The organism is Pseudomonas beijingensis (assembly GCF_030687295.1).
Classification (GTDB): Bacteria; Pseudomonadota; Gammaproteobacteria; order Pseudomonadales; family Pseudomonadaceae; genus Aquipseudomonas; species Aquipseudomonas beijingensis.
Map to the genome: position 1 here is coordinate 3718365 of NZ_CP117425.1, position 25887 is coordinate 3744251.

Annotated in this window: 20 protein-coding genes and 3 pseudogenes; 19 read left to right on the top strand and 4 right to left on the bottom strand. The window is 62.7% G+C overall.

Features of this window, described 5'->3' with window-relative positions; genetic code table 11:
* Nucleotides 1–27: 27 nt before the first annotated feature.
* Nucleotides 28–1173: pseudogene (locus PSH84_RS29040) on the bottom strand (cache domain-containing protein); the annotation flags it as partial.
* A 378-nt stretch (nt 1174–1551) separates the two neighbouring features.
* Here PSH84_RS29040 and PSH84_RS16845 point away from each other — a divergent pair.
* The 4 genes and pseudogenes from PSH84_RS16845 to PSH84_RS16860 all read left to right on the top strand — a co-directional run bounded on the left by PSH84_RS16845 (nt 1552) and on the right by PSH84_RS16860 (nt 7274).
* Nucleotides 1552–3000: an APC family permease gene (locus PSH84_RS16845; RefSeq protein WP_122566332.1), complete on the top strand. Its 1449-nt coding sequence runs from the start codon at nt 1552–1554 to the stop codon at nt 2998–3000.
* Nucleotides 3001–3082: 82 nt separating this feature from the next.
* Nucleotides 3083–4504 (top strand): aldehyde dehydrogenase family protein, encoded by a 1422-nt coding sequence (locus tag PSH84_RS16850; protein WP_305481404.1) that lies wholly within the window; start codon nt 3083–3085, stop codon nt 4502–4504.
* 11 nt (nt 4505–4515) lie between these two features.
* Nucleotides 4516–5866: pseudogene (locus PSH84_RS16855) on the top strand (aminotransferase class III-fold pyridoxal phosphate-dependent enzyme).
* An 82-nt stretch (nt 5867–5948) separates the two neighbouring features.
* Complete coding sequence (locus tag PSH84_RS16860) at nt 5949–7274, top strand: alginate export family protein (protein ID WP_305481405.1); 1326 nt, start codon at nt 5949–5951, stop codon at nt 7272–7274.
* Nucleotides 7275–7416: 142 nt separating this feature from the next.
* Here the strand turns inward: PSH84_RS16860 and PSH84_RS16865 are convergent, their stop codons facing one another.
* Nucleotides 7417–8169, bottom strand: coding sequence for an IclR family transcriptional regulator (locus tag PSH84_RS16865; RefSeq protein ID WP_305481406.1), 753 nt, complete (start codon nt 8167–8169; stop codon nt 7417–7419).
* A gap of 273 nt (nt 8170–8442) precedes the next feature.
* Between PSH84_RS16865 and PSH84_RS16870 the strand changes: the two genes are divergently transcribed.
* The 15 genes and pseudogenes from PSH84_RS16870 to PSH84_RS16940 all read left to right on the top strand — a co-directional run bounded on the left by PSH84_RS16870 (nt 8443) and on the right by PSH84_RS16940 (nt 23871).
* Nucleotides 8443–9984, top strand: a complete 1542-nt coding sequence (locus PSH84_RS16870; protein ID WP_305481407.1) for an acetolactate synthase large subunit — start codon at nt 8443–8445, stop codon at nt 9982–9984.
* A 10-nt stretch (nt 9985–9994) separates the two neighbouring features.
* Nucleotides 9995–11486 (top strand): annotated as a pseudogene (locus PSH84_RS16875) (aldehyde dehydrogenase family protein).
* A gap of 26 nt (nt 11487–11512) precedes the next feature.
* Nucleotides 11513–12307, top strand: coding sequence for an SDR family NAD(P)-dependent oxidoreductase (locus tag PSH84_RS16880; protein WP_122566339.1), 795 nt, complete (start codon nt 11513–11515; stop codon nt 12305–12307).
* Between the two features lie 12 nt (nt 12308–12319).
* Nucleotides 12320–13360 (top strand): VPS10 domain-containing protein, encoded by a 1041-nt coding sequence (locus tag PSH84_RS16885; protein ID WP_305481408.1) that lies wholly within the window; start codon nt 12320–12322, stop codon nt 13358–13360.
* Between the two features lie 11 nt (nt 13361–13371).
* Nucleotides 13372–13821: a VOC family protein gene (locus tag PSH84_RS16890; protein ID WP_109753211.1), complete on the top strand. Its 450-nt coding sequence runs from the start codon at nt 13372–13374 to the stop codon at nt 13819–13821.
* Nucleotides 13822–13835: 14 nt separating this feature from the next.
* Nucleotides 13836–14438: an amino acid synthesis family protein gene (locus tag PSH84_RS16895; RefSeq protein WP_122566341.1), complete on the top strand. Its 603-nt coding sequence runs from the start codon at nt 13836–13838 to the stop codon at nt 14436–14438.
* A 27-nt stretch (nt 14439–14465) separates the two neighbouring features.
* Entirely contained in the window at nt 14466–15329 is an 864-nt protein-coding gene (locus PSH84_RS16900; RefSeq protein ID WP_122566342.1) for an alpha/beta fold hydrolase, read from the top strand.
* 2 nt (nt 15330–15331) lie between these two features.
* A complete protein-coding gene (locus tag PSH84_RS16905; RefSeq protein ID WP_305470648.1) occupies nt 15332–16939 on the top strand; it encodes a bifunctional 3-(3-hydroxy-phenyl)propionate/3-hydroxycinnamic acid hydroxylase in 1608 nt (535 codons plus the stop codon).
* On the top strand, nt 16936–17718 hold the full coding sequence (locus PSH84_RS16910; protein ID WP_305481409.1) for a 2-keto-4-pentenoate hydratase: 783 nt from the start codon (nt 16936–16938) through the stop codon (nt 17716–17718). The genes PSH84_RS16905 and PSH84_RS16910 overlap by 4 nt, the downstream gene beginning before the upstream one ends.
* Before the next feature lie 204 nt (nt 17719–17922).
* On the top strand, nt 17923–18864 hold the full coding sequence (locus PSH84_RS16915) for a helix-turn-helix domain-containing protein (RefSeq protein ID WP_122566516.1): 942 nt from the start codon (nt 17923–17925) through the stop codon (nt 18862–18864).
* A gap of 227 nt (nt 18865–19091) precedes the next feature.
* A complete protein-coding gene (locus PSH84_RS16920; protein ID WP_122566345.1) occupies nt 19092–19760 on the top strand; it encodes a GntR family transcriptional regulator in 669 nt (222 codons plus the stop codon).
* Nucleotides 19761–19840: 80 nt separating this feature from the next.
* On the top strand, nt 19841–20647 hold the full coding sequence (locus PSH84_RS16925; protein WP_122566346.1) for an ABC transporter substrate-binding protein: 807 nt from the start codon (nt 19841–19843) through the stop codon (nt 20645–20647).
* A 12-nt stretch (nt 20648–20659) separates the two neighbouring features.
* Nucleotides 20660–21436: an amino acid ABC transporter permease gene (locus PSH84_RS16930; protein ID WP_014337982.1), complete on the top strand. Its 777-nt coding sequence runs from the start codon at nt 20660–20662 to the stop codon at nt 21434–21436.
* Between the two features lie 2 nt (nt 21437–21438).
* A complete protein-coding gene (locus PSH84_RS16935) occupies nt 21439–22218 on the top strand; it encodes an amino acid ABC transporter ATP-binding protein (RefSeq protein ID WP_122566347.1) in 780 nt (259 codons plus the stop codon).
* A 42-nt stretch (nt 22219–22260) separates the two neighbouring features.
* Complete coding sequence (locus PSH84_RS16940) at nt 22261–23871, top strand: gamma-glutamyltransferase family protein (RefSeq protein ID WP_305481410.1); 1611 nt, start codon at nt 22261–22263, stop codon at nt 23869–23871.
* Between the two features lie 9 nt (nt 23872–23880).
* On the opposite strand, the gene PSH84_RS16945 is transcribed toward PSH84_RS16940, so the two are convergent.
* Nucleotides 23881–24897 (bottom strand): NADP-dependent oxidoreductase, encoded by a 1017-nt coding sequence (locus PSH84_RS16945; protein WP_305481411.1) that lies wholly within the window; start codon nt 24895–24897, stop codon nt 23881–23883.
* A gap of 97 nt (nt 24898–24994) precedes the next feature.
* Nucleotides 24995–25783: an SDR family NAD(P)-dependent oxidoreductase gene (locus tag PSH84_RS16950; RefSeq protein WP_122566350.1), complete on the bottom strand. Its 789-nt coding sequence runs from the start codon at nt 25781–25783 to the stop codon at nt 24995–24997.
* Nucleotides 25784–25887 lie beyond the last annotated feature (104 nt).

Genomic DNA, 25887 nt, shown 5'->3' on the forward strand with positions numbered 1-25887 from the left:
CGCCAGATGGCCCAACTCATCGTAGCGGTCGTTGGGCAGGCGCTGGGTGAGATCGCCGTCGCCGTCGACAATCGCATCGAGCATCTGCGCCACCCGCCGCAGCGGCCGGGTCACGCCGTAAGCGGTGAGCCAGATGAGTAACAGTCCCAGGCCGGCAGCCAGCAAGCCCAGGCTGAGGTTGAACCAATTGGCCTGGCGATGCTTGTCGTCCAACTGCGCCTGCATGTGCAGGGCTGGCGCTTGCACAAGCGCTTGTGGCACGCGTATCTGCAATTGCCAGGGGGTATTGGCGGGAGCGGTTTGCACGGCTTGGCGAACGTCGATGGAGGTGCCGTCAACCTCGCCGCTATGGCCGGCAATTTGTCCTGACGGGGAAAGAATGTTGATCTCGCTGTGGCCGGGATACAGGTCGTTGGCAAGGCTGGCGGCGAGTTGCTGGAGGGTATCGAGGCTGATGTCCATGCCCACCACGCCGATGACTTTGCCCTGGTCCAGCAACGGTATGGAGATGCTGCTCATCAACGTCTTCTGGCCTTCGACTTCGATCGCGTAGGGCTCTGTCACGCAGGTGCGCCCCTGGGTCTGCGGGCAGACGTACCAGGCGTTGGCTGGCTCGCTGCCCGGTGGGGCGGTGTTGGCGCTGATCTGGGCTTCGCTGAGCACCTCTTGTACCAGATGCCCGGGTTGGCTTTGCGACCAGTACAGGGCGAAGCGACCTTTTTCATTGCCGGCCAGATCGCGTTGTCCAGCGAAACCGGCATCTTCACCGACCAGTGCGTCGGGAAGCAGCACCACGTAGAAACCGAGGACTTTTTCGCGGTTCTGAAGGGCCTGGCGGGTCGCGGCGATCAGGTCCCGGCGCAGTTGCCCTGGCGTCAGTCGCCCGTTCCACGCCTGGGTACGCAGTTGCAGGACCTGTTGGGCAAAGCCTTCCCCATAGATCGCCGTTTCGCTGAAAAACCGTTCCACCCGCTGACCGTGTGCCAGGCCCTGTGCCTGCAGACCTTCCAGGGCCGAGCGCCCGAGCAGTTGACTGCTTTGCTGCTTGAGCAGGGTGGCGCCTTGCTCGTTCTGATACAGGGAGGCTCCGGTCAGTGCCCCGACGACGGCCAGCAGGCACAGCCCACTCAGGAGCGTGATCCGCCATTGGATAGAGAGACGAGCGAAGAACATGCTGAGAGTTTCCTGCGCTTAGGGGCTTTTATTGTTTTGGGCCCAGCGCTGTCTGAGCGGTGGGCGAGGTTATCTTGCGGCAGGAGGCATTTTCCCGTTATCCCGAATCGGCAGCCGTTGTGCGCTGGCATGGGGCCAATGCGGTTCACTTAGTAGGGCGACGACGTCCCTGTGGTGAGGGGATAAATCCCCTCGCCACAAGGGCTGACCTGTTTTGGGGCACCGCCTCGGATGCTGCCGTTTTGGGATAGCGAAGGGTTTCGGCCAGGGCCTAGCATCGAATCCAGCGTGCAAGCAGAACAATAAGCTTTTGGAAGTCGGTGAAGCGGGCCGTCTCCGATCCAGCAACAACTGCCTCATACAATAAGGTCAAGAACAATGAGCGTATCTTTCCCGATCAGCAGCTCGACGGAGTTGAAGCGTGGCGCCCTGGGTGTCGGCTTCATCATCTTCTTTGTGATTTCGGCGGCGAGCCCTTTGAGCGTCATCGCCGGCGGCTTCCCCATTGGCATCATGCTGGGCAACGGCGCCGGCACACCGGCGTTGCTGATCCTGGCCTTGCTGGTGTTATTGGCGTTCTCGGCGGGCTACACCGCCATGTCCCGACACATGACCAACGCCGGTGGTTTCTATGCATTTACCGCTCGCGGTTTGGGTGGCCTGGCCGGTGGTGCGGCGGGGGTGTTGGCGATGTTTGCCTACAACATTCTCCAGGTCGGCCTGTACGGCATGTTCGGCGGTGTGGTCAGCGGCACGATGGCCAGCGTCTTTGGCCTGGATTTGCCGTGGTGGACGTATTCGCTCCTGGCGATGGCGAGCATCGCGATTCTTGGTTATCGCAAGATCGACCTGTCGGCCCGGGTGCTGTCGGTGGTGGTCATTGCCGAATACCTGGCGATCCTGACGCTGGATTTCGCCATCCTCAAGACCGGTGGCGACAGTGGCATCAATCTCGATTCGTTCGATCGCAGCCATGTATTCAGCGGCACGCCGTCCATCGGCTTGCTGTTCTGCTTCGCAGCGTTCATCGGCTTCGAGGCCACCACCATCTATGGTGAGGAGGCCAGGAACCCGCACCGTACGATTCCCATCGCCACCTACAGTTCGGTGCTGTTGATCGGTGGTTTCTATGCCCTGTCGGTCTGGGCGATGGTGATTGGTGTAGGGGCGGACAAGATCGTGCCGACCTTGCAGGCGCTCCAGGATCCCACCACGTTCATCTACGGTATGTCCGATCACTTTGTCGGCCCGCAGCTGACCCAGATCATCCGCGTGCTGTTCATGGTCAGCATCTACGCCGGGCTGCTGGCGTTCCACAACGCCGCGGCGCGTTACTTCTATGCCATCGGACGTGACGGTTTGTTGCACAGCCGGTTGGGCACCACCCATCGCGTGCACCAGAGCCCGCACATGGGCTCGGTCCTGCAAAGCCTGATCGCGGCGGTGGTGGTGTTGATCTTTGCCGCGTTGGATGCCGACCCGATCCTGCAATTGTTCGCCTGGTTCTCCAACCTGGCGACGTTGTGCGTGATCCTGCTCATGGCCCTGACCTCGGCGGCGGTATTCGTCTATTTCCGCTCGCACCCGGAGTTGAAGCTGGGGCTCTGGCGCGGTCGGATTCTTCCGGGCTTTTCGTGCCTGGCACTGCTGGCGGTCCTGGTCCTTGCAGTGATTCATTTCGACGTGCTGACCGGCGCCAGCCAGCTGTTGTCCTACGGCCTTTGCGCCGTCATTCCCGCCGCGCTGATCGTCGGTGTGTTCCTCGCCGCCCGATTGCGCAAGGCGTCGCCTGAGCGGTTCATGGCGTTGGGTAGCCACAAGCTCTAGGGCGTCAAGGGCCACGTCAAACCACACAAAAAAACTGCGCTGTCGTTCGGGACGGTCCGGCAGCGCGCGAAAGGAAGAAGCTATGCACGATTATCAAATGCTCATCAATGGGGCCCGGGTCGACGGCGAAAACGGTCACTTCAATGTGGTCAATCCGGCGACCGCTACGGTGTTCGCCCGCTGCGCGGCCGGTTCCCTGGCGCAACTGGACCTTGCCGTCGAAGCGGCGCAATCGGCCTTTGTCGAGTGGCGCCACAGCACCCATGAAGATCGCCGCCAGCGCCTGCTGAGCATCGCGGCGGACATCGAACAGGACGCCGAGTCGTTGGCCCGGCTGATTGTCCTGGAGCAGGGCAAACCGCTGGAACTGGCGTTCTCCGAAGTGATGGGCGCGGTGGCCTGGACGCGTTACGCCGCCGAACAACAGATTCCCGTGGAGTTGGTGGAGGAGACCCCGAGCCAGCGCATTGAACTGCACCGCAAGCCGTTGGGCGTCGTCGCGTCGATCACGCCCTGGAACTGGCCATTCATGATCGCCGTCTGGCACATCATGCCGGCGTTGCGGGCCGGCAACTGCGTGATCAGCAAGCCGTCCAGCCTGACCCCCTTGAGCACCCTGCGCCTGGTGGAGATCATCGCGCGCCATGTCCCGCGGGGCGTGATCAATAGCGTGACCGGCGAACAAGGTTTCGGTAGCGCGATCACTGCCCATGCCGGCATCCAGAAAATCGTCTTCACCGGCTCGACCGCCACCGGCCAAAGCGTGATGCGCGGCGCCGCTGGCAACCTCAAGCGCCTGACCCTGGAACTGGGCGGTAACGATGCCGCCATCGTGCTGCCCGGCACGTCGGTCGAGGCGGTGGTCGAAGACATTTTCCAGGCGGCGTTCCTGAACATGGGGCAGACCTGCGCCGCCCTCAAGCGCTTGTACATCCACCAATCCCAGTACGAGGCCTTTGCCGAGGCCCTGGCCAAGATCGCCCAGCGTCAGGTGGTGGGTGACGGCCTGACGCCTGGGGTCACGTTTGGCCCGGTGCAGAACCTCGAGCAGTTGAAGCTGGTTGAGGACCTGGTGGCCGATGCCCGTGCCCATGGAGCGCGGGTGTTGTGCGGCGGTGCCCGTCTGGACCGCCCGGGCTTTTTCTATCCGCCGACGCTGGTGGCCGATGTGACCGACGGGCAGCGCCTGGTGGACGAGGAACAGTTCGGCCCGGTGTTGCCCCTGATCGCCTATGAGGATGTCGAGGACGTCCTGCGCCGCGCCAATGCCGGTGACATGGGCCTGGGTGGATCGGTCTGGGGCGGCGACAGCGAGCAGGCACAGGCACTGGCCAGTCGCTTGGAATGTGGCATGGCCTGGGTCAACTGCCATGCGCAGATCCAGCCGAATACGCCGTTTGGCGGCAGCAAGATGTCCGGGTTCGGCGTCGAGTTCGGCCTTGAAGGGTTGCTGGAGTTTACCGGCCAGCAGCTGCTGTACGTACGCAAGCGTGAAACAAAGTGAGGACGGCAACCATGTACGAGCACTACAAGACAGCCCAGAAGAAATTCTGGCACCCGATGAGTTCTTCGGCGCCCGCCAATCGCTCCAAGACGTTGATCATCGCCCGTGGCGACGGTAACTACATCACCGATATCGAAGGTCATCGCATGCTCGATGGTGTCGGCGGCCTGTGGAACGTGAACGTGGGTCATAACCGGCCTTCGGTGAAGGCGGCCATCGCCGCGCAACTGGACGAACTGGCCTATTACCAGACCTTCGACGGCATCGCCCATCCGCGGGTGTTCGACCTGGCCGAGCGGCTGACGTCGATGTTCGCCCAGGAGAACATGGCGCGGGTGCTGTTCAGTTCCGGCGGTTCCGATGCGGTGGAGACAGCCCTGAAAATGGCCCGCCAATACTGGATCGCCAGCGGCGAACCCGGGCGCACGCGCTTTCTATCGTTGCGCAATGGCTACCATGGCGTGCACGTGGGCGGCACTTCCGTGGGTGGCAATGGGGTCTATCACTACAACCACGGGCCGCTATTGGCCGGCTGTCATCTGCTCGATACACCGTGGCTGTACCGCAATCCCTGGGACTGCCGCGATCCAGACGAACTGACCGCTCACTGCATTCGTCAATTGGAAGACCAGATTGCGCTGCTCGGTCCGCAGACCATTGCCGCGCTGATCGCCGAGCCGGTGCAAGGTGCCGGTGGCGTGATCGTGCCGCCGGCACATTACTGGACGAAGCTGCGGGAAGTCTGCGACCGCCACGGCATCCTGTTGATCGCCGATGAAGTGGTCACCGGGTTCGGCCGCACCGGCTGCATGCTCGGTAGTCGGGGCTGGGGCGTCGCCCCCGACGTGCTGTGCCTGGCCAAGGGCATCACCGCCGGCTACATCCCCATGGGCGCCACGGTCTTCAACCAGCGCATCGTCGATGTCATCGAGAACGGCCCGGGCTTCAGCAACGTGATCATGCACGGCTACACCTACAGCGGACACCCGACCGCCTGTGCGGCGGCCCTGGCGGTGCTGGACATCGTCGAGGCCGAGGACTTGCCGGGCAATGCCGGGAAAGTCGGTGCCCAATTGCTGGAGCAGCTGCAGCCGCTGACCGAGCGCTATGCGGTGGTGGGCGAAGTGCGGGGCAAGGGCTTGATGATCGCCGTGGACCTGGTGGCGGACAAGGTCACCCCGCGAGCCGCTGGACCCGGCCAACGGCCTGGCCTCGCGTATCGCCGAGCAAGCGCGGCGCGCCGGCGTATTGCTGCGCCCGATCGGTAACAAAATCGTGATGTCGCCACCGCTGACCCTCACCTGCGACGAGGCCGCCCTGATGGTCGGTGTGTTGGACAGCGCGCTCGCCGACTGCCGCTAGCCCGACCAGCCGGCGCAGCGTGCTGCGCCGGATCCTGAATATAAAGACAGCCTTCAAAGGCGCACCACAAGGAGCTCCAGCCATGCGGAACCTATCCTGTATGGAATTTTTCGGCAGTGGTCTGGCCTGTACGCTGGCGCTTTGCGCCGCGAGTCAGGTCCAGGCCTATGAGTTGTATGCCGATGACGACACGCACCTCAACGCCGACATGCTGGCGGTGTTCGGCCACTTCAACAGCCGCAAGAACTACGACGGCAGGCCCGGCGGTTCAACCTGGCGCGAAGGCTTTATCAAGTATGGCGTCAGCGGCGACCAGGGCCTGGCCGGCCATGGCACCGCCTACGGGGCGTTCAGCCTGGTCAGTTCCGCCACTTGGGGCGATGGCGATTCGGCCGGTAATTCCCTTGGGTCCGAACGCACCACCAAGATCGAAGACGCTTACCTGGGCTGGCGCTCCGCCGACCTGTTCCCCGTGCTGGGGCAGGACGGTGTCGATATTTCCGGCGGTCGCCAGGTGGTCAAGCTGGGCCGGGGTTTCTTGATCAACGATGACGGGCCGAACCTGGGCAAAGGGCCTGCCGATGGTCGTTTGAATCGTGGCGGCGCCTATTACCTGGCCGCCCGGCACGCGTTCGATCAGACCGCGGTGTTGCGCTTGGGTGGGCAGGACGGGCTGCATGGCAGTGTGGTCTGGCTCAAGTCCGACAACCGCGCCCAGGCCGAAACCGAACTGACCGCCGGCACGCTGGACTACACCGCCAAGGCTGGGACATTGGGCTTGACCTGGATCCATGGCCTTGATGTGAATGATCGCTGGGCCAGCGATTTGCAGAAGCAACGCGAGGGCATGGACGTCTACAGCATTCGTGGGGAAGGCGACGCGGGCATCGAGAACGCCAGCCTGGCATTTGAATACGCCTGGCAGGACAAGGACGCCGGCCCGCAGAGCGCCTGGTACGCCGAGGCCGGCTACACCTTTGCCGATCTGGCCTGGGCACCCAAGCTGACGTACCGCTACACCCGCTATTCGCAGAAGTGGGATTCGCTGTTCACCGGGCAGAGCACGGGTTATGGCACCTGGTTCCAGGGCGAAGTCGCGGGTAACTATGCCGGACCCTTCAACAGCAACACGGGCATTCATCATGTCGGCCTGACCGCCACGCCGTTGGAGAACCTGACCCTCGGTGCGTTGTACTTCGATTACAACACCGTGCGTAAAGACAACGCCCTGAACCTGGATGCCCGTGAGCTGGACCTGTATGCCGAGTGGGCCGTGAACGAGCACTTGATCATCACTCCGCTGATCGGTCTCTACAAACCGGATCGGGATGCAACGACGGGGGGCAATCAAGTGGCGGGCAATGGCACCAACGTGTACAGCCAGGTGACGGTGGCCGTGCCGTTCTAAGCAGAGGGGTGTTCAGTAAGCCCTGTGAGAGCGAGCTTGCTCGCGATGATGGCGGCCCAATCAACACCCATCTCAACTGATCCACCGCTATCGCGAGCAAGCTCGCTCCCACAGGGCACCGGTATGGCCGCACCTCCGGTTTCTAGCCGACGGCGGGCGGATGTTGCATCCGCTCGGCAATCCGCCGGGTGGTGTCCATCACCATTTCAACCACGGTTTCCTGGCGCAGCAGCTTGAAGCTGTCGGTGCTGCCGACGGCCGAGAGACTGCCCACCACTTCGTCGAGCTCCGGGTTGACGATCGGCGCCGCGATACCGGTGAGGCCCAGGTTGAGTTCGTCGTGGGTCATGCAATAGCCGTCCTTGCGTATCTTTTTCGCGGCCTTGGAAAAACTTGTCCAGTCATGGCCGCTGTCGGGGTCGTTGGCCAGGTGTTCTTCGAACAGGCGTTGCAGGCGCCGGCCCTTCTGAAAGGCGATCAACACCTTGGATTGCGCACCGCGAAAAAACGGCAGCGGTTGGCCACGGCCGAATGAAAACTGGTAGGTGTCACTGGGTTCGGCAATGTAGGTGTTGATGATGCGACCGTCGTAGAAAACGCTGGCGAACACCGCCAGGCCAGTGGCGTCGGACAGCTCGTGCATCAACTCGCGGCCGGCCACGAGGATCGGGTCGTACTGCCGCATCATCCAGTCCAGCTCAATGATGCGTGGCCCCAGGCCGTAGCTGCCGGCATCCACCCGGACCAGCAGGCCGGCGTCGCACAAATCCTTGACGTAGCGGTACACGGTCGCCCGTGACAGGCCCATGTGCTCGGCGATGGTATCGGGGTCGATCTTCAGCGATGCCGGGCCGAAAAGGTCCAGCACACTCAACATTTTGCTCAGACTGCTCATTTCGCTCCTAAAGGGGGAATGGCGCGTAGGGGGTCGTTGGGTGAGCACTATAGGTAGCCACGGCGGCGATGAAAAGCCCGCGGGCTCGCTCAGGAGCGCGTTGCCACGGTAACCCAATGCTTGAGAAATACAAGCGTATTTTCAGTCGTTTACTCTTTTAAAATATGCATTAATCTCAAAATATGATTTTAATGCAGAAAAATAGCTTGTTTTGTCGGTTGTGCTGTGTGATAAATCTCAGCCACTGCAAACGCTCGATGAAGAGGGCTGGAAATGAATGGTGCGCAACTGATAGTGAAGGCGGCGGTGGCAAGCGGTATCGAATACTGCTTCGCCAATCCCGGAACGACTGAAATTCCCCTGGTGGCAGCCATGGCCAGCGCGCCAGCCCTCAAGCCAGTGTTGTCCTTGTTCGAAGGCGTGTGCACCGGCGCGGCGGACGGCTACGGCCGGGTTGCCGGCAAGCCGGCGATGACCCTGACGCACCTCGGCCCAGGTTTTGCCAATGGCATTGCCAACCTGCACAACGCGCGTCGCGCCAACACCCCGATCGTCAACGTGATCGGCGATCACGCGTCCTGGCACGTCAATTACGATCCACCCCTGGCCAGTGACATCCAGGCGTTGGCCGGCAGCGTTTCCAAGTGGGTACGTACTTCGCGCACGGCATCGGGCGTCGGTGAAGATTTCCAGGAGGCGGTGCGTGCCGCCTGGCAAGCCAACGGCCAGATCGCCAGCCTGATCCTGCCAATGGACTTGCAAGCCAACACCGTGCAGCACGAGAAAGCCTTCACGGCCTTGCAGGCTCCGGTCCGGCGTTTTGCCGGTGACCGCATCGAGGCGGTCGCCCAGGCATTGCGCGAGGGTCGGCGCCTGGTGTTTATCGTTGGCGACCATGGCTTGTCCGTCGCCGGCCTGGAAGCGGCGGGGCGCCTGGCGCAACTGCCGGGCGTGCGCCTGTTCGCCGAAACCTTTCCACGCATGAGTTATCGCGGCGGTGGCCTGCCAGACCTGGATCGCCTGCCGTACTTCCCCGAAGTGGCCATCGAGATCCTTGACCAATACGACGCGGTGGTCTGCGCCGGCGTCCCGGAGCCCATCAGCTACTTCGGCTACGAAGGCATTGCCTCCCGGCTGGCAGAGCGTGACCGTCTGCTGTGCCTGGCTGAGGTGGGGGACGATGTTGCCGGGGCGCTCACTGCGCTGGCCGATGCCCTTGAAGCGCCGGCTTACGTGCCCACGCCAACTGGTATCGAACTGCCGCCCAGCGAAGCCACGTTGACGCCGCAGTCGGTGGGCCAGGTGCTGGCCGCGTCGCTGCCGGACGACTGCATCGTTTCGGTGGAAGGCGGGACGTGCGGCTATCCGTTCTTCACCGCCTCGGCCCATGCCGCACGGCATCGGGTGTTGACCAACACCGGTGGGGCCATCGGCCAGGGTATCCCGGTGGGTTTTGGTGCTGCCATGGCCGAGCCTGGCAACAAGGTGTTTTGCCTGCAGTCGGACGGCAGTGCCCAGTACACCATCCAGACCTTGTGGAGCATCGCCCGCGAGCAACTGCCGGTGGTGATCCTGATCGCGGCCAACCATCGCTACGCCATCCTGCAAAACGAACTGCGTCGCTTCGGCATGACCGAGCTGGGCCCCGAGGCCCTGAGCCTGACGGTGCTGGATCGCCCACGCATCGATTGGAAGGCCCTGGCCAAGGGCTACGGCTTGCCGGCCAGCACCGTGCACACCAATGGTGAGCTGCACCGCGCCCTGGCCAATGCCAAGGCCGACGGCGGTCCTTGCCTGATTGAAATGGCGCTGTGAAGGAGCGGATATGAATCAGATTCAATTGTTACCTGCGGTCGAGAAGTTCCTGTCGCAACCCGGGCGCCTGTTTATCGGTGGCACCTGGCAGGACGCCGCCGATGGTCACCGGTTTGCCGTGGAAAACCCGGCCAGCGAATCCATCCTGGCTGAAGTCGCCGAAGGCGGCGAACGCGACGTGGATGCCGCCGTCGCTGCTGCCCGTGCGGCCTTCACGGGGACCTGGGCACAACAGTCGCCGGCCCAGCGCGGGTTGTTGCTGTTTCGCCTGGCGGAACTGCTCGACCAGCATCGCGAAGAACTGGCGCAACTGATCACTCTGGAAAACGGCAAGCCGATCGCCGCGGCCCGCGGGGAAGCGGCCAGCGCGGCCAACATCATTCGTTACTTCGCCGGTTGGCCGACCAAGATCGAAGGCAGCACGCATCCGGTGTCGCCCTCCAGCGGCGCGCCGATGCTCAACTACACCTTGCGCGAGCCGGTGGGCGTCTGCGCCTTGATCGTGCCGTGGAACTTCCCGTTGACCATGTGCGTGTGGAAGCTCGGCCCGGTGCTGGCGACCGGTTGTGTCGCGGTGCTCAAGCCCGCCGAGCAGACGCCCCTGGTTGCCATTCGCCTGGTGCAACTGATCGAGGCCGCCGGTTTCCCGGCCGGGGTGGTCAACCTGCTGACTGGCCTGGGTGCGCAGACTGGCGCGCCGCTGGCCCAGCACTCGGACGTGGACAAGATCGCCTTCACCGGCTCGACCCAGGTGGGCCGCCTGATCGCCCAAGCGGCCACCGGCAACATGAAGAAGGTGTCGCTGGAACTGGGTGGCAAGTCCCCCAACATCATCCTGCCGGACGCCGATATCGTCCGGGCCGCCAAAGGCGCCGCCGATGGCATTTTCTACAACCAGGGCCAGGTTTGCACCGCCGGATCACGTTTGTACGTGCACGCCACGCGTCCTCGATCAGGTGCTTGAAGAACTCCAGCGCCACGCGACCGCCCATGTGTTGGGGCCAGGCCTGGATCCGGCCAGCAGCATGGGCCCGCTGGTCTCGGCCCGGCAACTGGGCACGGTGCGTGGCTACCTGCAACGGGGTCAGGAGGAAGGCGCCGAACTGATCTGCGGCGGTGACCGGCCGGCCCACCTGGAGCGCGGCCACTTCATCCGCCCCAGCGTGTTTCTCGACCGCGCCGAGCGCGCCTGTGTCGCCCGGGAAGAAATCTTCGGCCCGGTGCTGACCGTCATGAGCTGGACCGAAATCGATGAACTGGTGCTGCGCGCCAATGACTCGCCTTACGGCCTGGCGGCCGGGCTCTGGACCCGCGACTTGCGTTCCGCCCATCGCGTGGCGGCGCAGTTGAAGGCCGGCTCGGTGTGGATCAACTGCTGGAACGTCGTCGACCCGGCCTCGCCCTTTGGCGGCTACAAGCAATCCGGCTGGGGTCGGGAAATGAGTAAGAACGTGATCGATGCCTACACCGAAACCAAAAGTGTCTTCGTCGATCTGGCCTGAGCCGAATAATCACAAGAGGAACTGCTATGGATCTGGAATTGCAAGGCCGCGTGGCGATCGTCACCGGCGGTGGTATGGGCATCGGCAAGGAAGTCGCGCGCTTTTTGTCCCAGGAAGGTTGCAAGGTGGTGATCTGCGCGCGGCGCATGGAGTTTCTCCAGCAAGCCGCCGAGGAAATCACCGCAGAGACCGGCAACGAAGTGCTGCCGTTGTTCTGTGACACCAACCAGATGTCGGCGGTGTCCGACATGGTCGAGGCGGCCCACAAGCACTTTGGCCGCATCGACATCCTGGTCAACGGCGCCGCGGCGCCGTCCGGCGTGGTGCGCAACGACATCGAGCATGCCGGCGACGACGAATTGCTCTCGGACCTCAACACCAAGGTGATCGGCTATTTCCGCTGCGCCAAGGCGGTGACCCCGCACATGAAGGCCGGTGGCTTCGGTCGCATCATCAACATCGGTGGCCTGACCGGGCGTGGCAGCAAAGTCCTTTCGGGCATGCGCAACCTGGCCATCGCCCACATGACCAAGACCCTCTCCGACCAACTCGGCCCCTCCGGCATCACGGTCAACCTGATCCACCCCGGCGTGGTCGACACCCCGCACATCCAGGAGCTGTACGAGCGCGAAGGGGTCAAGCAGGGCAAGACGCCCGAGCAGGTGGAGCAGGCCTACATCGATGCGACGCCGATCCGACGCACCCTGGCGCCCATCGAAATGGGCTGGCTGATCGGTTTCCTCGCATCGCCCAAGGCGGGCGCCGTGACCGGGGAATCCATTGGCATCGATGGCGGCTTGACCCGCGGCATCTTCATTTGAGGAGCAGCAGTGATGAGTAACGGAACCCTTTTGGTCGCCACCGTAGGGCAAGCGGTGATCCGCAGCGCCGACGATGGCCGTACCTGGCATCGCCTGGGCCTGGGCCAGGATCTGGAGTTCGATGCGATCACCCGATCCCTGAGTTTCCACCCGGGTACGCCTGAGGTGATCTATGCCGGCACCGACGTCGGCCTGTGCATCAGCCATGACACTGGCGGCCATTGGCAGCGGGTGGATTCGCCGTTCAACGGGCAAACCGTGTGGAAGGTGGCCGTGGATCCGCAGGATGCGCAGCGCATTTTCGTCGGCACCGGTGCGCCTTCGCGCGCGGTACTGTGGCGCACCCTTGACGGTGGCCAGAGCTGGGATCGCGCCCCCGTGGAGATCCCGGAGTTCTGCGACGGCGTCAGTCGTCCACGCTTGCTGGCGTTCGCCTACGACCCGACGGACCGCAACCAGCTCTGGTTCGGCCTGGAGGAGGGCGGGCTGTTCCACAGTCGTGACGGTGGCGATAGCTGGACCCGCGTTGATGACCGCCTGTTGTGGGACTACAACTCGGACGTGCATAACATCGTGGTCCTGCCCAACCATGGACAGAAGGTCATCGTCGTGGTGTGCGTCAACGCCGTGTACCGCAGCCTCGACGAGGGGCAGACCTGGACCGGCATCGTTGCCCGGGAAACCTTCGGCCTGTACTACGTGCGCGCCATGAATGCCGCGTTGGGCAGTGAAAATACGCTCTACCTGAGCATCTCCGACGGCACCCCCGGCACCACCAGCAAGGTGCTGGTCTCCCGGGATGCCGCCCTCAGTTGGGAAGTGCTGCCGCTGCCGCAACAACCCAATTCCTGTGTCTGGGCGATTGCCTTGAACCCTGCCGACCCTCGCCAGATCGTCGCCGGTACCAAGTACGGGCATCTGTTCACGTCCGAGAACGGTGGTGACGGCTGGCAGAAGCAGTGGCGTGAATTCAGTGAAATCGCTGATGTGCTCTGGACGCCCGCCGTGGCGCAAATCAAGTCCGGGCATCAATCCATCATCAAGAAGAACTGAGGGATCGCGCGATGAAAGTCGAAGTCGTTCGTACGCACCTGTCGTTGTTCGTGAGCGACCCTGAAGTGTCGGCACGTTGGTACGCCGATGTGCTGGGCATGCATGAAAGCGCCCGGGGTGAAAGCTGGATCATGATGGCGTTTGGTGCCAAGCATCACGACATCGCGTTGCTCCGCGCGGAACCCGGAGCCCACCAGGGCGGCCTGGGGTTGCAGCACTACGGGCTGGAGATCGCGGGCGACATGACCACCCTGCGCAAGCTCTACGGCATGTTGCTGAAAAAGGGCGTTGAGGTGGTAAAGATCACCGACCACGAGATCGGCAACGGCGTGTATTTCAACGACCCCGATGGCAATCGCATGGAATTTTTTCTCGAGTCCGAACACGACGACGCGCGCGGCAAGGCCCGCTTCAAGGCCGCTGGGGCTCCCAGCCGGCATTTCGATCTCGACCCACTTTGAATGAGACTTTTCTTATGAAAACCGCGAATTTCGCCAGTTATCACATCCGCAAATGGTACAGCTTCGTCGAGGAAACCCTGGCCAACGAAACCGGCCAGTTAGCCGATGGCGAGCCGCTGTTCAAATACGCCATTGGCGCGGTGATCGCCAACCCTTACGCCGGCCGTTTCAGCGAAAGCCTGGCCGAGCTGATAGAGCCGTCACCCTTGTTGGGCCAGGAGTTTGGTCGGCGCATCCAGGCGTTGGCCGGCGAGCGTGAGATTGTCAGCTACGGCAAGGCGTGCCTGGTGGGCAGCCAGGGCGAGTACGAGCATGGCAATGCGCTGCTGACCAATCCGGCGGCGGATCCGATCCGTGTCGCGTTGGGCGGGGGCAAGTCCTGGGTGCCTTCCACCGGCAAGCGTGGCGGGCCTGGCGTGACCATCGATGTGCCGCTGGCCCACAAGGACGCGTTGTATGTCCGTTCGCACTACGACAGCATTTCCCTGTCGTTCGGCGATGGCCCCTCGGCCGACGAGTTGGTCATTATCTGGGCCTTCGCCACGCGTGGGCGTTTGCATGCCCGCCTGGGTGGTCTCCAGGCTGCCGACGTCAAGGGCAATGACGGCCTGTATTGAGGTGCGCTGATCGTGGGAAGCCAACGAATGTCTGCAAACAGCCAGTTCTTCACCAATCGTTCGGGGATGCGCCTGCACTATTTGTCGTGGGGCAACCCGTCGGGCATTGCGGTGGTGCTGCTGCACGGGCTGCGATCCTATGCCCAGACCTGGGATGGTTTGGCCAATGCGCTGGGCGAGCGGTACTGCTGCTATGCCCTTGACCAGCGCGGTCGTGGATACAGTGACTGGGCGGATGCCTCCAGTTACCGGACCGAGGTCTACGTCAATGACCTTGAAGATTTGGTGGCGCATTTGGGATTGCAGCGTTTCGTCCTGGTGGGGCACTCCCTTGGTGGCACCAATGCACTGGAGTATGCCCGGCTCAATCCGGGACGCCTGCAAGCGTTGGTGATCGAGGACATCGGCCCTGGCTCTTCGGTCAGCGGTGATGGCGCCGAGCGCATTCGACGCGAGATGAGCCAGACGCCGCTGTTGTTTCCTGACTGGGAGAGCGCCGCCCAGTTCTGGCGGCAAGCGCGACCTGGCTTGTCTCTGGAGGGGCTGGCTTCCAGATTGATGCACTCCATGAAGGAAACCCTGGCTGGCATCGAATGGCGTCACGACCAGCAAGGTATTGCCCAGGCGCGCCTGAGTATTACCCCGACAGACTTGTGGCCGGCGGTCCGGGCGCTGGATTGCCCGACGCTGTTCATTCGTGGCGCCCGTTCCGATTTCCTGCCGTTGGCGACCCTTGAGTCGATCAAGCAGGCCAATGCGTGGGTGCGGACAGAGGAAATCGCCGACGCCAGCCATTATGTCCATGATGACCAGAGCGAAATGTTCAACCTCGTCGTCATGGACTATTTATATGACCAATGCCTACAACCACAACAACAAAGCGGTGAATAGCGATGAAGCAGGAGAAAACCCAGGTTGTCATCGTGGGCGGTGGCCCGAACGGGATCACGGCCGCTCATTACATGGGGCTGTACGGTATCGACTGCATCGTCCTTGAATTGGCCGACGGCGTCCTGCCGTATCCCCGTGCGGTGGGCATGGATGACGAGGCGCTGCGAGTGTTGCAGGGCATCGGCATCGCTGAACTGGCCGTGCGCGACATGATCTGCAACGTGCCCCTGCGTTACTACAATGCGCGAGGCGTCTGTTTTGCCGAGGTCAAGCCGAGCACGGCGAACTATGGTTGGCCGATGCGCAACATCTTCATGCAACAGTTGCTTGAAACGACATTGCGCGAGCAGATGGGCAAGCACGCCAGTGTCGCGTTGCGCCAGGGCCATGAAATGCTCGATCTGGAGCAGGATGCCGAGGGCGTGACCTTGCAGGTGCGCGATGCCCAGGGCGAGCTGTATCAGTTGCAGGCGCAGTACGTGATCGGCGCCGATGGCGGACGTTCCAGCGTGCGCAAGAAACTCGGTATTGAACTGCTGGGGCTGACCCATCCGCGCAAGTGGGTGGTGATCGATACGGCCAACGACACCCTCGACGCACCGTATACCGCCTTGCATGCCGACCCTCAGCGACCTTTCGTCTGCATCTACCTGCCGTATCAACAACGGCGTTGGGAGTTCATGCTCCTGGAGGGCGAAGACGAGACCCGGATGTGCGAAGAAGCAACGATCCGGGACTTGATCCGTGGGCATATCGGCGATGCGGTCGATCAACTGGAAATCATCCGGATCCGCGCCTACACCCATAACTCCCGAGTCGCGGCGCGCTTTGTCCAGGGCCGGGTGGCACTGGTGGGGGATGCGGCGCATATTTCCCCGCCTTGGGCCGGGCAGGGGCTCAACTCAGGCCTGCGTGATGTCGCCAACGTCAGCTGGAAGCTCGCCGCGATTCTCCAGGGCAGGGCGTCGCCGGCGATTCTGGCCAGTTACGACCAGGAGCGTCGCGGGCATGCGACCGATCTCATCGCGCTGGCCGACAACATGGGCGCCGTCCTGGGGCTGACCAACCCGTTGATGGCCGGTGTGCGGGACTGGCTGTTCCAGGCCGTCAACAGCGTCGACAACCTGCGTTCGCACTTGCTGGAATTCAAGTTCAAGCCCAAGGCGACCATCACCAAAGGCCTGGTGTACCACGAGCGCGCCGAGCTGCATGAGGATGATCTGGTCGGGCAGTTGTTCATCCAACCGTCCATCGAAGATGCCCAGGGCCAGCGTCGACGCCTTGACGAGGTGCTGGGGCATTCCTATGCGGTGCTGGGGTATCGGGTCAACCCGAGCGAACAGCTCAGTGAAGAAACCGCCGCCTGGTGGGCGCGCTGGGAGACGCGGTTCATCCAGATCAATCGCTCGCGCAGTGGCGTGGGGCGCAACCAACCCTTGTCTGTCAGCGGGGCCATTTGCGTTGAGGATGTCGATAACCGCCTGGGCGAATGGTTTGCCAAGGTGCGTGACTGCGTCGTGGTGGTGCGACCGGATCGGTTCGTTGCCGCGATCACCACACCCGAGCGGCTCGAAGGCGTATTGCGCAAACTGGCGGAGCAACTTTCATGAGGCGCGAAGATGATCTGCTGGTCCGGCTTCACGATGCCGCGCAGGCCGTACACGGTTTGCCTTCGTTGGAGCCGGAGGCCGTCGATCTGCCGATGGGTTATACCTTGCAGCGTGAGGCGCTGCGCCGGCGCCAGGCCGGTGGTGAGCGGTTGACCGGATGGAAAGTGGCCTTCGCCGGCCGCGCCGCCCAGGACCGTTTCGGTATTGATGAGCCGGTATTGGGCGCGTTGACCGATGCCATGGCCGTGGAGCCCGGCAGTGCGGTGCCGCTTGCACGGCTGATCCAGCCGAAGTTGGAAATCGAGCTGGCGTTTGTCCTGGGGCGTACGCTGGTGCCCGGTTTCTACAGCGACGAGGACATCCTCGCCGCCATCTCCGAGGTCGCGCCGGCGTTCGAGATCGCCGATTGCCGTTGGCAGGGCTGGCGTTTCGGCGTCGGCGCGTTTCTTGCCGACAATGCCGCGGCGGGGCTGTATTGCCTGGGGTCGCGTGTCAGGTTCCATCCCGAGCAATTGACCCACGTGCACTATCGCCTGGAATGCGACAGGGTGCCCTGTGGCGAGGGCAATGCCCAAGCACGCGAGGACACGCCCCAGGCCAACCTGTGCTGGCTGGTCCGGCGCTTGTTGGCTGATGGGCAGTGCGTTGAAGCGGGCCAGGTGGTGCTGTCCGGCTCTTTGTTGGCGCCTCTGGAGATCAAGGCCGCCGAGTATCGGTTGTACATGCTTGGCATGGAACTGGCTTTGGTTTTCCAGGCGGGTGAAGACGGTCGGCAGTAAGAACTGTTTACTCAAGTGAAATGATGCACTCGTGGCGAGGGAGCTTGCTCCCGCTTGACCGGGCTGGCGCTCCAGTGCGAAGCGCTCACCAAAATGGGTCTGCTGCGCAGCCCAGCGGGCGCAAGCTCCATCGCCACGGGGCTATCGACTTGCTTGCATGACCGTATCAGGCAATAAGCGCAGGGCCACCGAGGAACAATGATCATGTTCGCCGAAGTCCGTACCTTCAATGATCCTCAGCAACACGCCGGTTCGATCCTGGGCTGGCAACAAGTCTATGACCAGCTCGGGCGTGGATGCCTGTCCAGCGAGCTGCGCCAGGTGTGCGCCGAGCGCTTCCAGATCTTCCAGGAGGTGCTCGACAAACGGGTGGTGCAGCGCGGTTGCGCGCCAAAAGGGCGCTTGTGCATTGCCATGTCGTTGGGCGGTGCGCCGGTGGTCCAGGGGCATCAGGTGGGCGCCCACAGCGTCGTGCTGTTGCGCGATGGCGAAGATTTCGTCCTGCACGCCCCGGAAGGTACGCACTTCTTCGCGGCCAATGTCGACACGGCGCGGTTCGCCAGGCTGGCGGCCTACGAGCTGTCGAGCGAACAGCTCAAGCGCTTGAAAAGCGCGTCCCAAGTCAGTGTGGATGAGGTGGTGCTGCGGCGGGTGCAACAACGGATCCATCCCCTGTTTCGTCACCTTTTGGAACAGGCCGACGCGGTCAATCCCGCCTCGGAAAAAATCCTCGAAGACGTTCTGCTCAACGCCTTTCTCGACCTGTTCAGCCACGCCTCGGACGAGGTGCGTGGCCGGCGCGGCAACTTCGCCGTCAGTGCCTACCTGGTCAAGCGTTGCCAGGAACTGGTGGTGGCCAGCGCCGATGTGCCCTTGAGCATCCTCGACTTGTGCGAGCAATTGCGGGTCAGTCGCAGGACCCTGCAGAACAGTTTCCAGGCGGTCACCGGCATGCGTCCGGTGGAGTACTTGCGCAACCTGCGGCTCAATGCCGTGCGCCGCCGGCTGATCACGACCCGTGCGGCCGCGCTGAACGTCAGTGAGATCGCCATGGCCATGGGGTTTTTCCACCTGAGTCATTTTGCGGTCCATTACCGGGCATTGTTTGGCGAGTCACCCTCGGATACGCCCCGGGCACCGGCATGATGAGCCGCCGTTTGCGGTGTTACCGAAGCGCCCTGTTGCACCTATAAAAGGCAGCCGCTGAGCTGTTTGGTAGCACACCTGCGCGACGCAGGTCTTAAGGCTGGCAGTCGTTTTCCTCGGCAAATTCCTTCAAATCAATCGCTTGCACGATTGCGCATGAGGTTGGCACGCATTCTGCTTTTTTGAATCCATGGATAATTGGATACAAAAATGCAGAAGGTGCTGCCATGCAATTTGCTCCGACGTACGCTGAACGTCCGCCCATGACCGCCGAGGAGGAGGCCTACAACTTCCTGCTCGATGCCATTTGTGGCGGTCGGTTACGCAAGGGCGACCGACTGATTGCCGAGGATATTGCCAACGAGATCGGCATGAGCCGGATGCCGGTGCGCGAGGCCTTTCGCCGTCTGGATGCCCAGGGCCTGGTGACCTTGCGGCCCAATCGCGGGGCGGTGGTCAGCGGCCTGGACATCGAGGAGCTGCACGAAGTCTTCGAAATGCGCAGCGCCCTGGAAGGCCTGGCGGTCCGTGTCGCGGCAGCAAGAATTGGTGAGCGCCAGCTGGCTGCCTTGGAGCGCTTGCTGGACGAGATGGACGATTACCGTGAGGAGAGCGCCGAGTGGGTCAGCCGCCATCGCGCCTTCCATGAATACCTGTGCAGCCTCAGCGGTCGCCCGCGCTTGCTCAAGCAGATCAGCGCGCTTTACTCCCTGATCGAAGCGCCCATGCGCCTATGGCTGCAGCACGTTGAAAAGCCCCTGAGTGCGCGTCAGGAGCACATGCTGATCCTCGATGCCCTGCGTGCGGGCGATGCCGAGAAGGCCGAGGCGGTGGTGCGTGCGCACATCGAAGGCACCGTTCCTGAGTTGATCGAGTTCCTGCAATCGAAAAAATAACCAGAGCAGGAGTCACTAAATCCTGCCGGTGTTTTGACTTTGAGTACTGCCCGTTAATTACTGAACTGGAGTGTCTGGTCATGCATAAGCCTCGCCTGTTGGTTGCCGCTTTATCCTTGGGTTTCTGTGCGCAGTGGGCGGTTGCCGCGCCCGTTGTTCCGGAGCGTTTGCTCAAGGTCGACAAACTCGTCTACTGCTCAGGCATGGATTCGCCGCCGCTGGTGGCCTTTGATGAAGCACAGAAACCCAAGGGATTGACCGTGGACCTGGGGCTGGAAATCGCCAAGCGCCTGGGCGACAAGAAGGTGGAGTGGCGGGTCATTCCCTTTTCCGGGTTGCTCCCCGCGTTGCTGGCCCGACAGTGCGACATGATCGTCGACCAACTGTTTGACAAACCCGAGCGCCGCGAGGTGATCGACATCGTCAACTACATGTATTCCAGCCAGGCGGTGGTGGTGCCCAAGGGCAATCCGAAGGGACTCAAGACGCTGCAGGCGCTCTCCGGGCACAAAGTCGCGGTGCTCAACGGTTCCACTATCAAGACCCTGCTCGACGCCGAGAACGCAACCCTGGCCAAGGCCGGCAAGCCGCCGATGAAGCTGGTGGTCTACAACACCGACACCGATGCGTTCCAGGCCCTGCGCATCAGCCAGGTCGACGCCTACGGCACCACCGTGGAAACCGCCGGTTACTACGCCACCATGGCCCCCGACCTGTTCGAGGAAGGGGTGCCGGCCTTCAGCCGGATTCTCACCGGCCTGGGCATTCGCAAGGACGATCCGCAACTGACCGCCGCCGTGCAGCAGGTGATCGACGATATGCGCAGCGATGGCAGCTACAGCCAGCTGTTGGGCAAATGGCATGTCGCCAGTGACACACTTGATTGAGGTGAACCATCGATGAATTTCAATTGGGATGTGTTCTGGCAGTACCTGCTGCAGCCCAGTGGGGTATACCTCACCGGGCTCTGGCTGACCTGCCTGATCAGTGTGTTGGCGATGCTGCTGGGCTGTGCCCTGGGGCTGGCCGCCGCGCTGTTGCGATTGTCGAAAAACCCATTGCTGCATTTGCCCGTTCGCTTTTACGTGTGGCTGATGCGCGGCACGCCGTTGCTGGTGCAGATCGTCTTTCTCTACACCGCGCTGGCCGCCGGCGGGATTTTCCGCTTCGAAGACATCGACCTGTTCGGCCTGGTGATCCCCGGTAACATCCAGGCGGCGATCATTGCCCTGGGCCTCAATGAGGGTGCCTACATGGCCGAGATCATCCGCGCCGGCATCGGCGCGGTGGACAAGGGCCAATACGAGGCCGGACGCTCCCTGGGCATGACCTTCGCCAAACTGATGCGCCGTATTGTCCTGCCCCAGGCGTTCCGGGTCATCGTTCCGCCGCTGGGCAACGAGTTCAACGTGATGCTCAAGAACACCACGCTGGTCAGCGTGATCGGCGTCCAGGAACTGTTGCTCAGTACCCAGATGGTCACGTCGGCGACGTTCCGGGTGTTCGAGTTGTACCTGGTGGTGGCGATCTACTTCCTGTTGCTGACCACGCTGTGGGGCTTTTTCCAGCGCTGGCTGGAGGCCCGTTTCGGCCAATCGGACCGGCCCTCGTCACCACCGCCGGCGTCGACGCGGATGTTCGGTCGCAGCACCCTGAACCTGCTGAGGGCACGTTAACCATGGCGCATAAAAGCGAAGAGCTGATCATCGAGGCGCTGGACGTTCATAAGTCCTTCGGTGAGCTGCAGATCCTCAAGGGCATCTCCCTGCAAGTGCGGCGCGGCGAAGTGGTGGTGCTGATCGGTGCGTCGGGCTCCGGCAAGACCACCTTCATCCGTTGCATCAATCTATTGGAGGATATCCAGGGCGGGCGCATCCGTGTCAATGGCCAGCCCATGGGCTATCGCGAACGGGCCGATGGCAGCCTGGTGCGTGAGTCGGAGCGCAACATCGCCCGGCAGCGGCGGGACATCGGCATGGTGTTCCAGCGCTTCAACCTGTTCCCCCACATGACCGCCCTGGAGAACATCATCGAGGCGCCGATCCAAGTGCTCGGTGTGACTCGCGCCGCCGCGTTGGAACAGGCCCGTGGATTGCTGGAGCGGGTCGGCCTGGCGGACAAGGCCGATCACTACCCCTCGATGCTCTCCGGCGGCCAGCAACAGCGGGTGGCGATTGCCCGGGCCCTGGCCATGAAACCCCAGGCCATGCTGTTCGACGAACCCACCAGCGCCCTCGATCCGGAAACCGTTGGCGAGGTTTTGGAAGTGATGAAGGAGTTGGCCGAGGAGGGGATGACCATGGTCGTGGTGACCCATGAAATGGGCTTCGCCCGGGAAGTGGCCGACCGTGTGGTGGTCCTGGATCAAGGCGAGCTTATCGAGCAAGGGCCACCGGAGCAGATCTTCTGTCACCCCATTCACCCGCGCACCCGGGCTTTTCTCAGCCGCGTGTTGTGACGGTTCCCGGCCACCGAATTCCTGTATTGAAGAGTTTTTGCCATGCTGACATTTTCTGCCCACGAATACCCTTATCCATCGCAACGCCAGAGCGTCTTCGCCCGTCGGGGCATGGTCGCCGCGTCCCAGCCCCTGGCGGCCCAGGCGGGCATCGAGATCATGCAAAAAGGTGGCAATGCCATCGACGCCGCCATCGCCACGGCAGCGGCGCTGACGGTGGTGGAGCCCACGGGCTGCGGCATTGGCGGTGACGCCTTCGCCCTGGTCTGGTGCAAGGGCCAGTTACACGGCCTCAACGGCAACGGTCACGCACCGGCCGCCCTGAGCATCGAGGCGGTCAAGGCCGCCGGTCATGAGCAGATGCCGATCTATGGCTGGACACCGGTGACCGTCCCGGGCTGCCCGTCGGCTTGGGCCGAGTTATCCCGACGCTTTGGCAAGCTGCCCTTTGCCGAGCTGCTGCAACCGGCCATCAGCCTGGCCCGGGACGGCTTTGCGCTGTCGCCGGTGGTTGCCCATCAATGGCAGATCGCGGTGAACGAGTTCACGCCCCCTCGCGATGCCGTCCTGGAGGCCTGGTTCGATACCTTTCTGATCGAAGGCCGGGCGCCGCGGGCCGGGGAGATTTTCCGCAACCCGGCCCAGGCACGCACGCTTCAGGAACTGGCCGACACTGGCTGCGAAAGCCTTTATCGCGGTGCATTGGCCGAGCGCCTGGACGCCCATTCCCGGGCCAGCGGCGGTTACCTGCGGGCTTCGGACCTCAGGGACTATCGCGCCCAGTGGGTCGACCCCATCCACGTCAATTACCGAGGCGTGGATGTCTGGGAAATCCCGCCGAGCGGGCAGGGTCTGGTGGCCTTGATGGCCCTGAAGATCCTGGAAGGTTTCGATTTCGATCAGCGTGACAGCCAACAGACCTGGCATCGCCAACTGGAGGCGATGAAGTTGGCCTACAGCGACGGCCTGCACTACATCACCGACCCCCTGCACATGCGCGTGGCGGTGGCGGACCTGCTCAGCGATGACTACAGCGCCCGCCGGCGCGGGCAGATCAGCGAACAGGCCCAACCGCCCAAACCCGGCGACCCCCACGCCAGCGGCACGGTTTACCTGGCGACCGCGGATGGCGAGGGCAACATGGTCTCGTTCATCCAGAGCAACTACCACGGGTTCGGCTCCGGCGTGGTGCTGCCCGACAGCGGTATCGCCCTGCAGAATCGCGGACAGGAGTTCAGTCTCGATCCAACCCATGCCAACTGCCTGGCCCCGGGCAAGAAAACCTTTCACACCATCATTCCCGGGTTCCTGACCCGCAATGGCGAGGCCCTTGGCCCCTTCGGCGTGATGGGCGGCTACATGCAGCCCCAGGGGCATGTGCAGATGGTCATGAACCTGGTGGATTTCGGCCTGAACCCGCAAGCGGCCCTCGACGCACCGCGTTGGCAATGGTTGGGGGACATGAAGGTCGGGATTGAGCACGGCGCTTCACGGGACCTGGCCAATGCCCTGGCGCGACGGGGGCATGAGGTCCAGGTCGCCAGCGACCTGACCGACTATGGTCGCGGCCAGATCATCCTGCGCGACCCGGTCAGCGGTGTGCTGTGCGGTGGGACCGAACCCCGGGCGGATTCCCATATTGCTGTGTGGTGATGACCGGCTTCACTCATCGGCCATTCCTGAGTGAACCTTGATGACGACCTTGCCTTTGGCCCGTCCTTGTTCGACGTAGCCCAAGGCATCGGCCGTCGCGTCAACGGGGAAGGATCGGTCGACCACCGGCTTGAGGCTGCCGGACTCGACGAGCGTGGCGATCTCACGCAGTTGTGGACCACTGGCGCGCATGAACACGAAGGTGTAGCTCACACCTTTTCGGCGGGCCTTGCGGCGTATGCCGCTACTTAGCAGGCCTGTTATCAGCCGCAGCGACCAGGAAAACCCCTGGGCCTGGGCGAACTGCGCGGTGGGTGGCCCCGAGATGGAAATGAGCTGGCCACCGGGTTTGAGGATCTTCAGCGACTTCTCCAGTTCATCGGCACCCAGGCTGTTCAACACGACGTCATAGTCCTGCAGAACGCTTGAGAAATCCTGCTGCTTGTAATCGATGACAACGTCCGCTCCCAGCGCTTTGACCCAGGGCACATTGGCGGTGCTGGTGGTGGTCGCAACGAAGGCGCCGAGGTGCTTGGCAAGCTGGATGGCAAGGGTGCCCACGCCACCTGAACCGGCCTGGATGAACACCTTTTGGCCTTTCTTCAACTGGGCGGTTTCAACCAGTACCTGCCAGGCTGTCAGGGCAACCAAGGGCAGGGCGGCGGCCTCTTCCATGCTGGTGTTTGCGGGTTTCAGGGCCAGGGCGTTTTCGTTCACTGCAATCTGTTCGGCGAAAGTGCCGATGTGTCCATCCGGGGCGCGGGCATAGACTTCATCCCCCGGTTTGAAATGCTGGACACGGGATCCCACTCGCATCACGACCCCGGCCACGTCATGCCCCAATACCAAAGGAAACGAGTAGGGCAGGATCAGCTTGAATTCGCCTTTGCGGATCTTTGCGTCCAGGACGTTGACGCTGGCGGCGTGCACGCGAACCAGGACGTCGTGGTCAGCCACTTCAGGGGCGGCTACGTCGCCGATCCGTCCACTGTGCTTGCCGTAGCGGTCGATTAAAAATGCCTTCATGGTGCTTTGTTCTCATAAGGGGAGCAGCAGGCTGGCCAGGCATCCAGACATCCGACATCCGGCGCTGTCCTTCGCGCCGGCGCCCGCTAAACATCGATCACGCCAGGTCTTGATAGCGCTCGGCAACATGGGACTGCTTGATTTGCCCAAGCAGGCCTTGGCGTGCGGCCTGCAAGGCATCCCAGCGTGCCTCTTCCTGCAACGGCGGGATGGTCACCGGCTCGCGGCGATCAAAACCGACCAGCGCGGCGTCGACCAGGTCACCGACTTCCATGACTTCGCTCAGGGTGTTGATATCGATGCCCGCGCGCTCCCAGATCTCGGTACGGGTGGCGGCCGGCAGGACGGCTTGTACGTAGACGCCCTTAGGCGACAGTTCCAGGCTGAGGCCCTGGGAGAGAAACAACACGAACGCCTTGGTCGCGCCATAGACCGACATGCCGAATTCCGGTGCCAGGCCGACCACGGAACCGATGTTGATGATCGCGCCGTCACCCGCTTTGACCAGGCGCGGAGCGATGGCGCTCGCCAGCCGGACCAGCGCGGTGGTATTGAGCGAGACAAGGTGCGCGACGCTGTCGGTGGACTGCTCGATGAAGCTGCCGGACTGGGCGGCGCCGGCGTTGTTGACCAGGATGCCGATGCTGGCGTCGTCCCGCAGTCGGGCTTCGACGGTTGTCAGATCGCTGATCTGGGTCAGGTCGGCCTGGAGAATGTCGACGGTAACGCTGTGTTCGCTGCGCAGCTTGGCGGCCAGGGCTTGCAGGCGCGCGCCGTCGCGGGCCACCAGGACGAGGTTGTGTCCGCGTTGAGCAAAGCGCTGGGCATAGACCGCGCCGATGCCGGTGGAAGCGCCAGTGATGAGAACGGTTGTGCGAGTGTCCATGGGTGATTCTCTTCTTCAAGGATGGATGGGTCAGTCATGCGCACTGGATTGCTCGTGGCTTGTTATTAGGATGATGATCGAAATCTAAACTGTCAACGAATTTG

Bases quoted from the DNA above. Each gene is read 5' to 3' on its own strand.
- PSH84_RS16845 (WP_122566332.1), top strand. From the start codon at position 1,552: ATGAGCGTATCTTTCCCGATCAGCAGCTCGACGGAGTTGAAGCGTGGC.
- PSH84_RS16850 (WP_305481404.1), top strand. From the start codon at position 3,083: ATGCACGATTATCAAATGCTCATCAATGGGGCCCGGGTCGACGGCGAA.
- PSH84_RS16860 (WP_305481405.1), top strand. From the start codon at position 5,949: ATGCGGAACCTATCCTGTATGGAATTTTTCGGCAGTGGTCTGGCCTGT.
- PSH84_RS16865 (WP_305481406.1), bottom strand. From the start codon at position 8,169: ATGAGCAGTCTGAGCAAAATGTTGAGTGTGCTGGACCTTTTCGGCCCG.
- PSH84_RS16870 (WP_305481407.1), top strand. From the start codon at position 8,443: ATGAATGGTGCGCAACTGATAGTGAAGGCGGCGGTGGCAAGCGGTATC.
- PSH84_RS16880 (WP_122566339.1), top strand. From the start codon at position 11,513: ATGGATCTGGAATTGCAAGGCCGCGTGGCGATCGTCACCGGCGGTGGT.
- PSH84_RS16885 (WP_305481408.1), top strand. From the start codon at position 12,320: ATGAGTAACGGAACCCTTTTGGTCGCCACCGTAGGGCAAGCGGTGATC.
- PSH84_RS16890 (WP_109753211.1), top strand. From the start codon at position 13,372: ATGAAAGTCGAAGTCGTTCGTACGCACCTGTCGTTGTTCGTGAGCGAC.
- PSH84_RS16895 (WP_122566341.1), top strand. From the start codon at position 13,836: ATGAAAACCGCGAATTTCGCCAGTTATCACATCCGCAAATGGTACAGC.
- PSH84_RS16900 (WP_122566342.1), top strand. From the start codon at position 14,466: ATGTCTGCAAACAGCCAGTTCTTCACCAATCGTTCGGGGATGCGCCTG.
- PSH84_RS16905 (WP_305470648.1), top strand. From the start codon at position 15,332: ATGAAGCAGGAGAAAACCCAGGTTGTCATCGTGGGCGGTGGCCCGAAC.
- PSH84_RS16910 (WP_305481409.1), top strand. From the start codon at position 16,936: ATGAGGCGCGAAGATGATCTGCTGGTCCGGCTTCACGATGCCGCGCAG.
- PSH84_RS16915 (WP_122566516.1), top strand. From the start codon at position 17,923: ATGTTCGCCGAAGTCCGTACCTTCAATGATCCTCAGCAACACGCCGGT.
- PSH84_RS16920 (WP_122566345.1), top strand. From the start codon at position 19,092: ATGCAATTTGCTCCGACGTACGCTGAACGTCCGCCCATGACCGCCGAG.
- PSH84_RS16925 (WP_122566346.1), top strand. From the start codon at position 19,841: ATGCATAAGCCTCGCCTGTTGGTTGCCGCTTTATCCTTGGGTTTCTGT.
- PSH84_RS16930 (WP_014337982.1), top strand. From the start codon at position 20,660: ATGAATTTCAATTGGGATGTGTTCTGGCAGTACCTGCTGCAGCCCAGT.
- PSH84_RS16935 (WP_122566347.1), top strand. From the start codon at position 21,439: ATGGCGCATAAAAGCGAAGAGCTGATCATCGAGGCGCTGGACGTTCAT.
- PSH84_RS16940 (WP_305481410.1), top strand. From the start codon at position 22,261: ATGCTGACATTTTCTGCCCACGAATACCCTTATCCATCGCAACGCCAG.
- PSH84_RS16945 (WP_305481411.1), bottom strand. From the start codon at position 24,897: ATGAAGGCATTTTTAATCGACCGCTACGGCAAGCACAGTGGACGGATC.
- PSH84_RS16950 (WP_122566350.1), bottom strand. From the start codon at position 25,783: ATGGACACTCGCACAACCGTTCTCATCACTGGCGCTTCCACCGGCATC.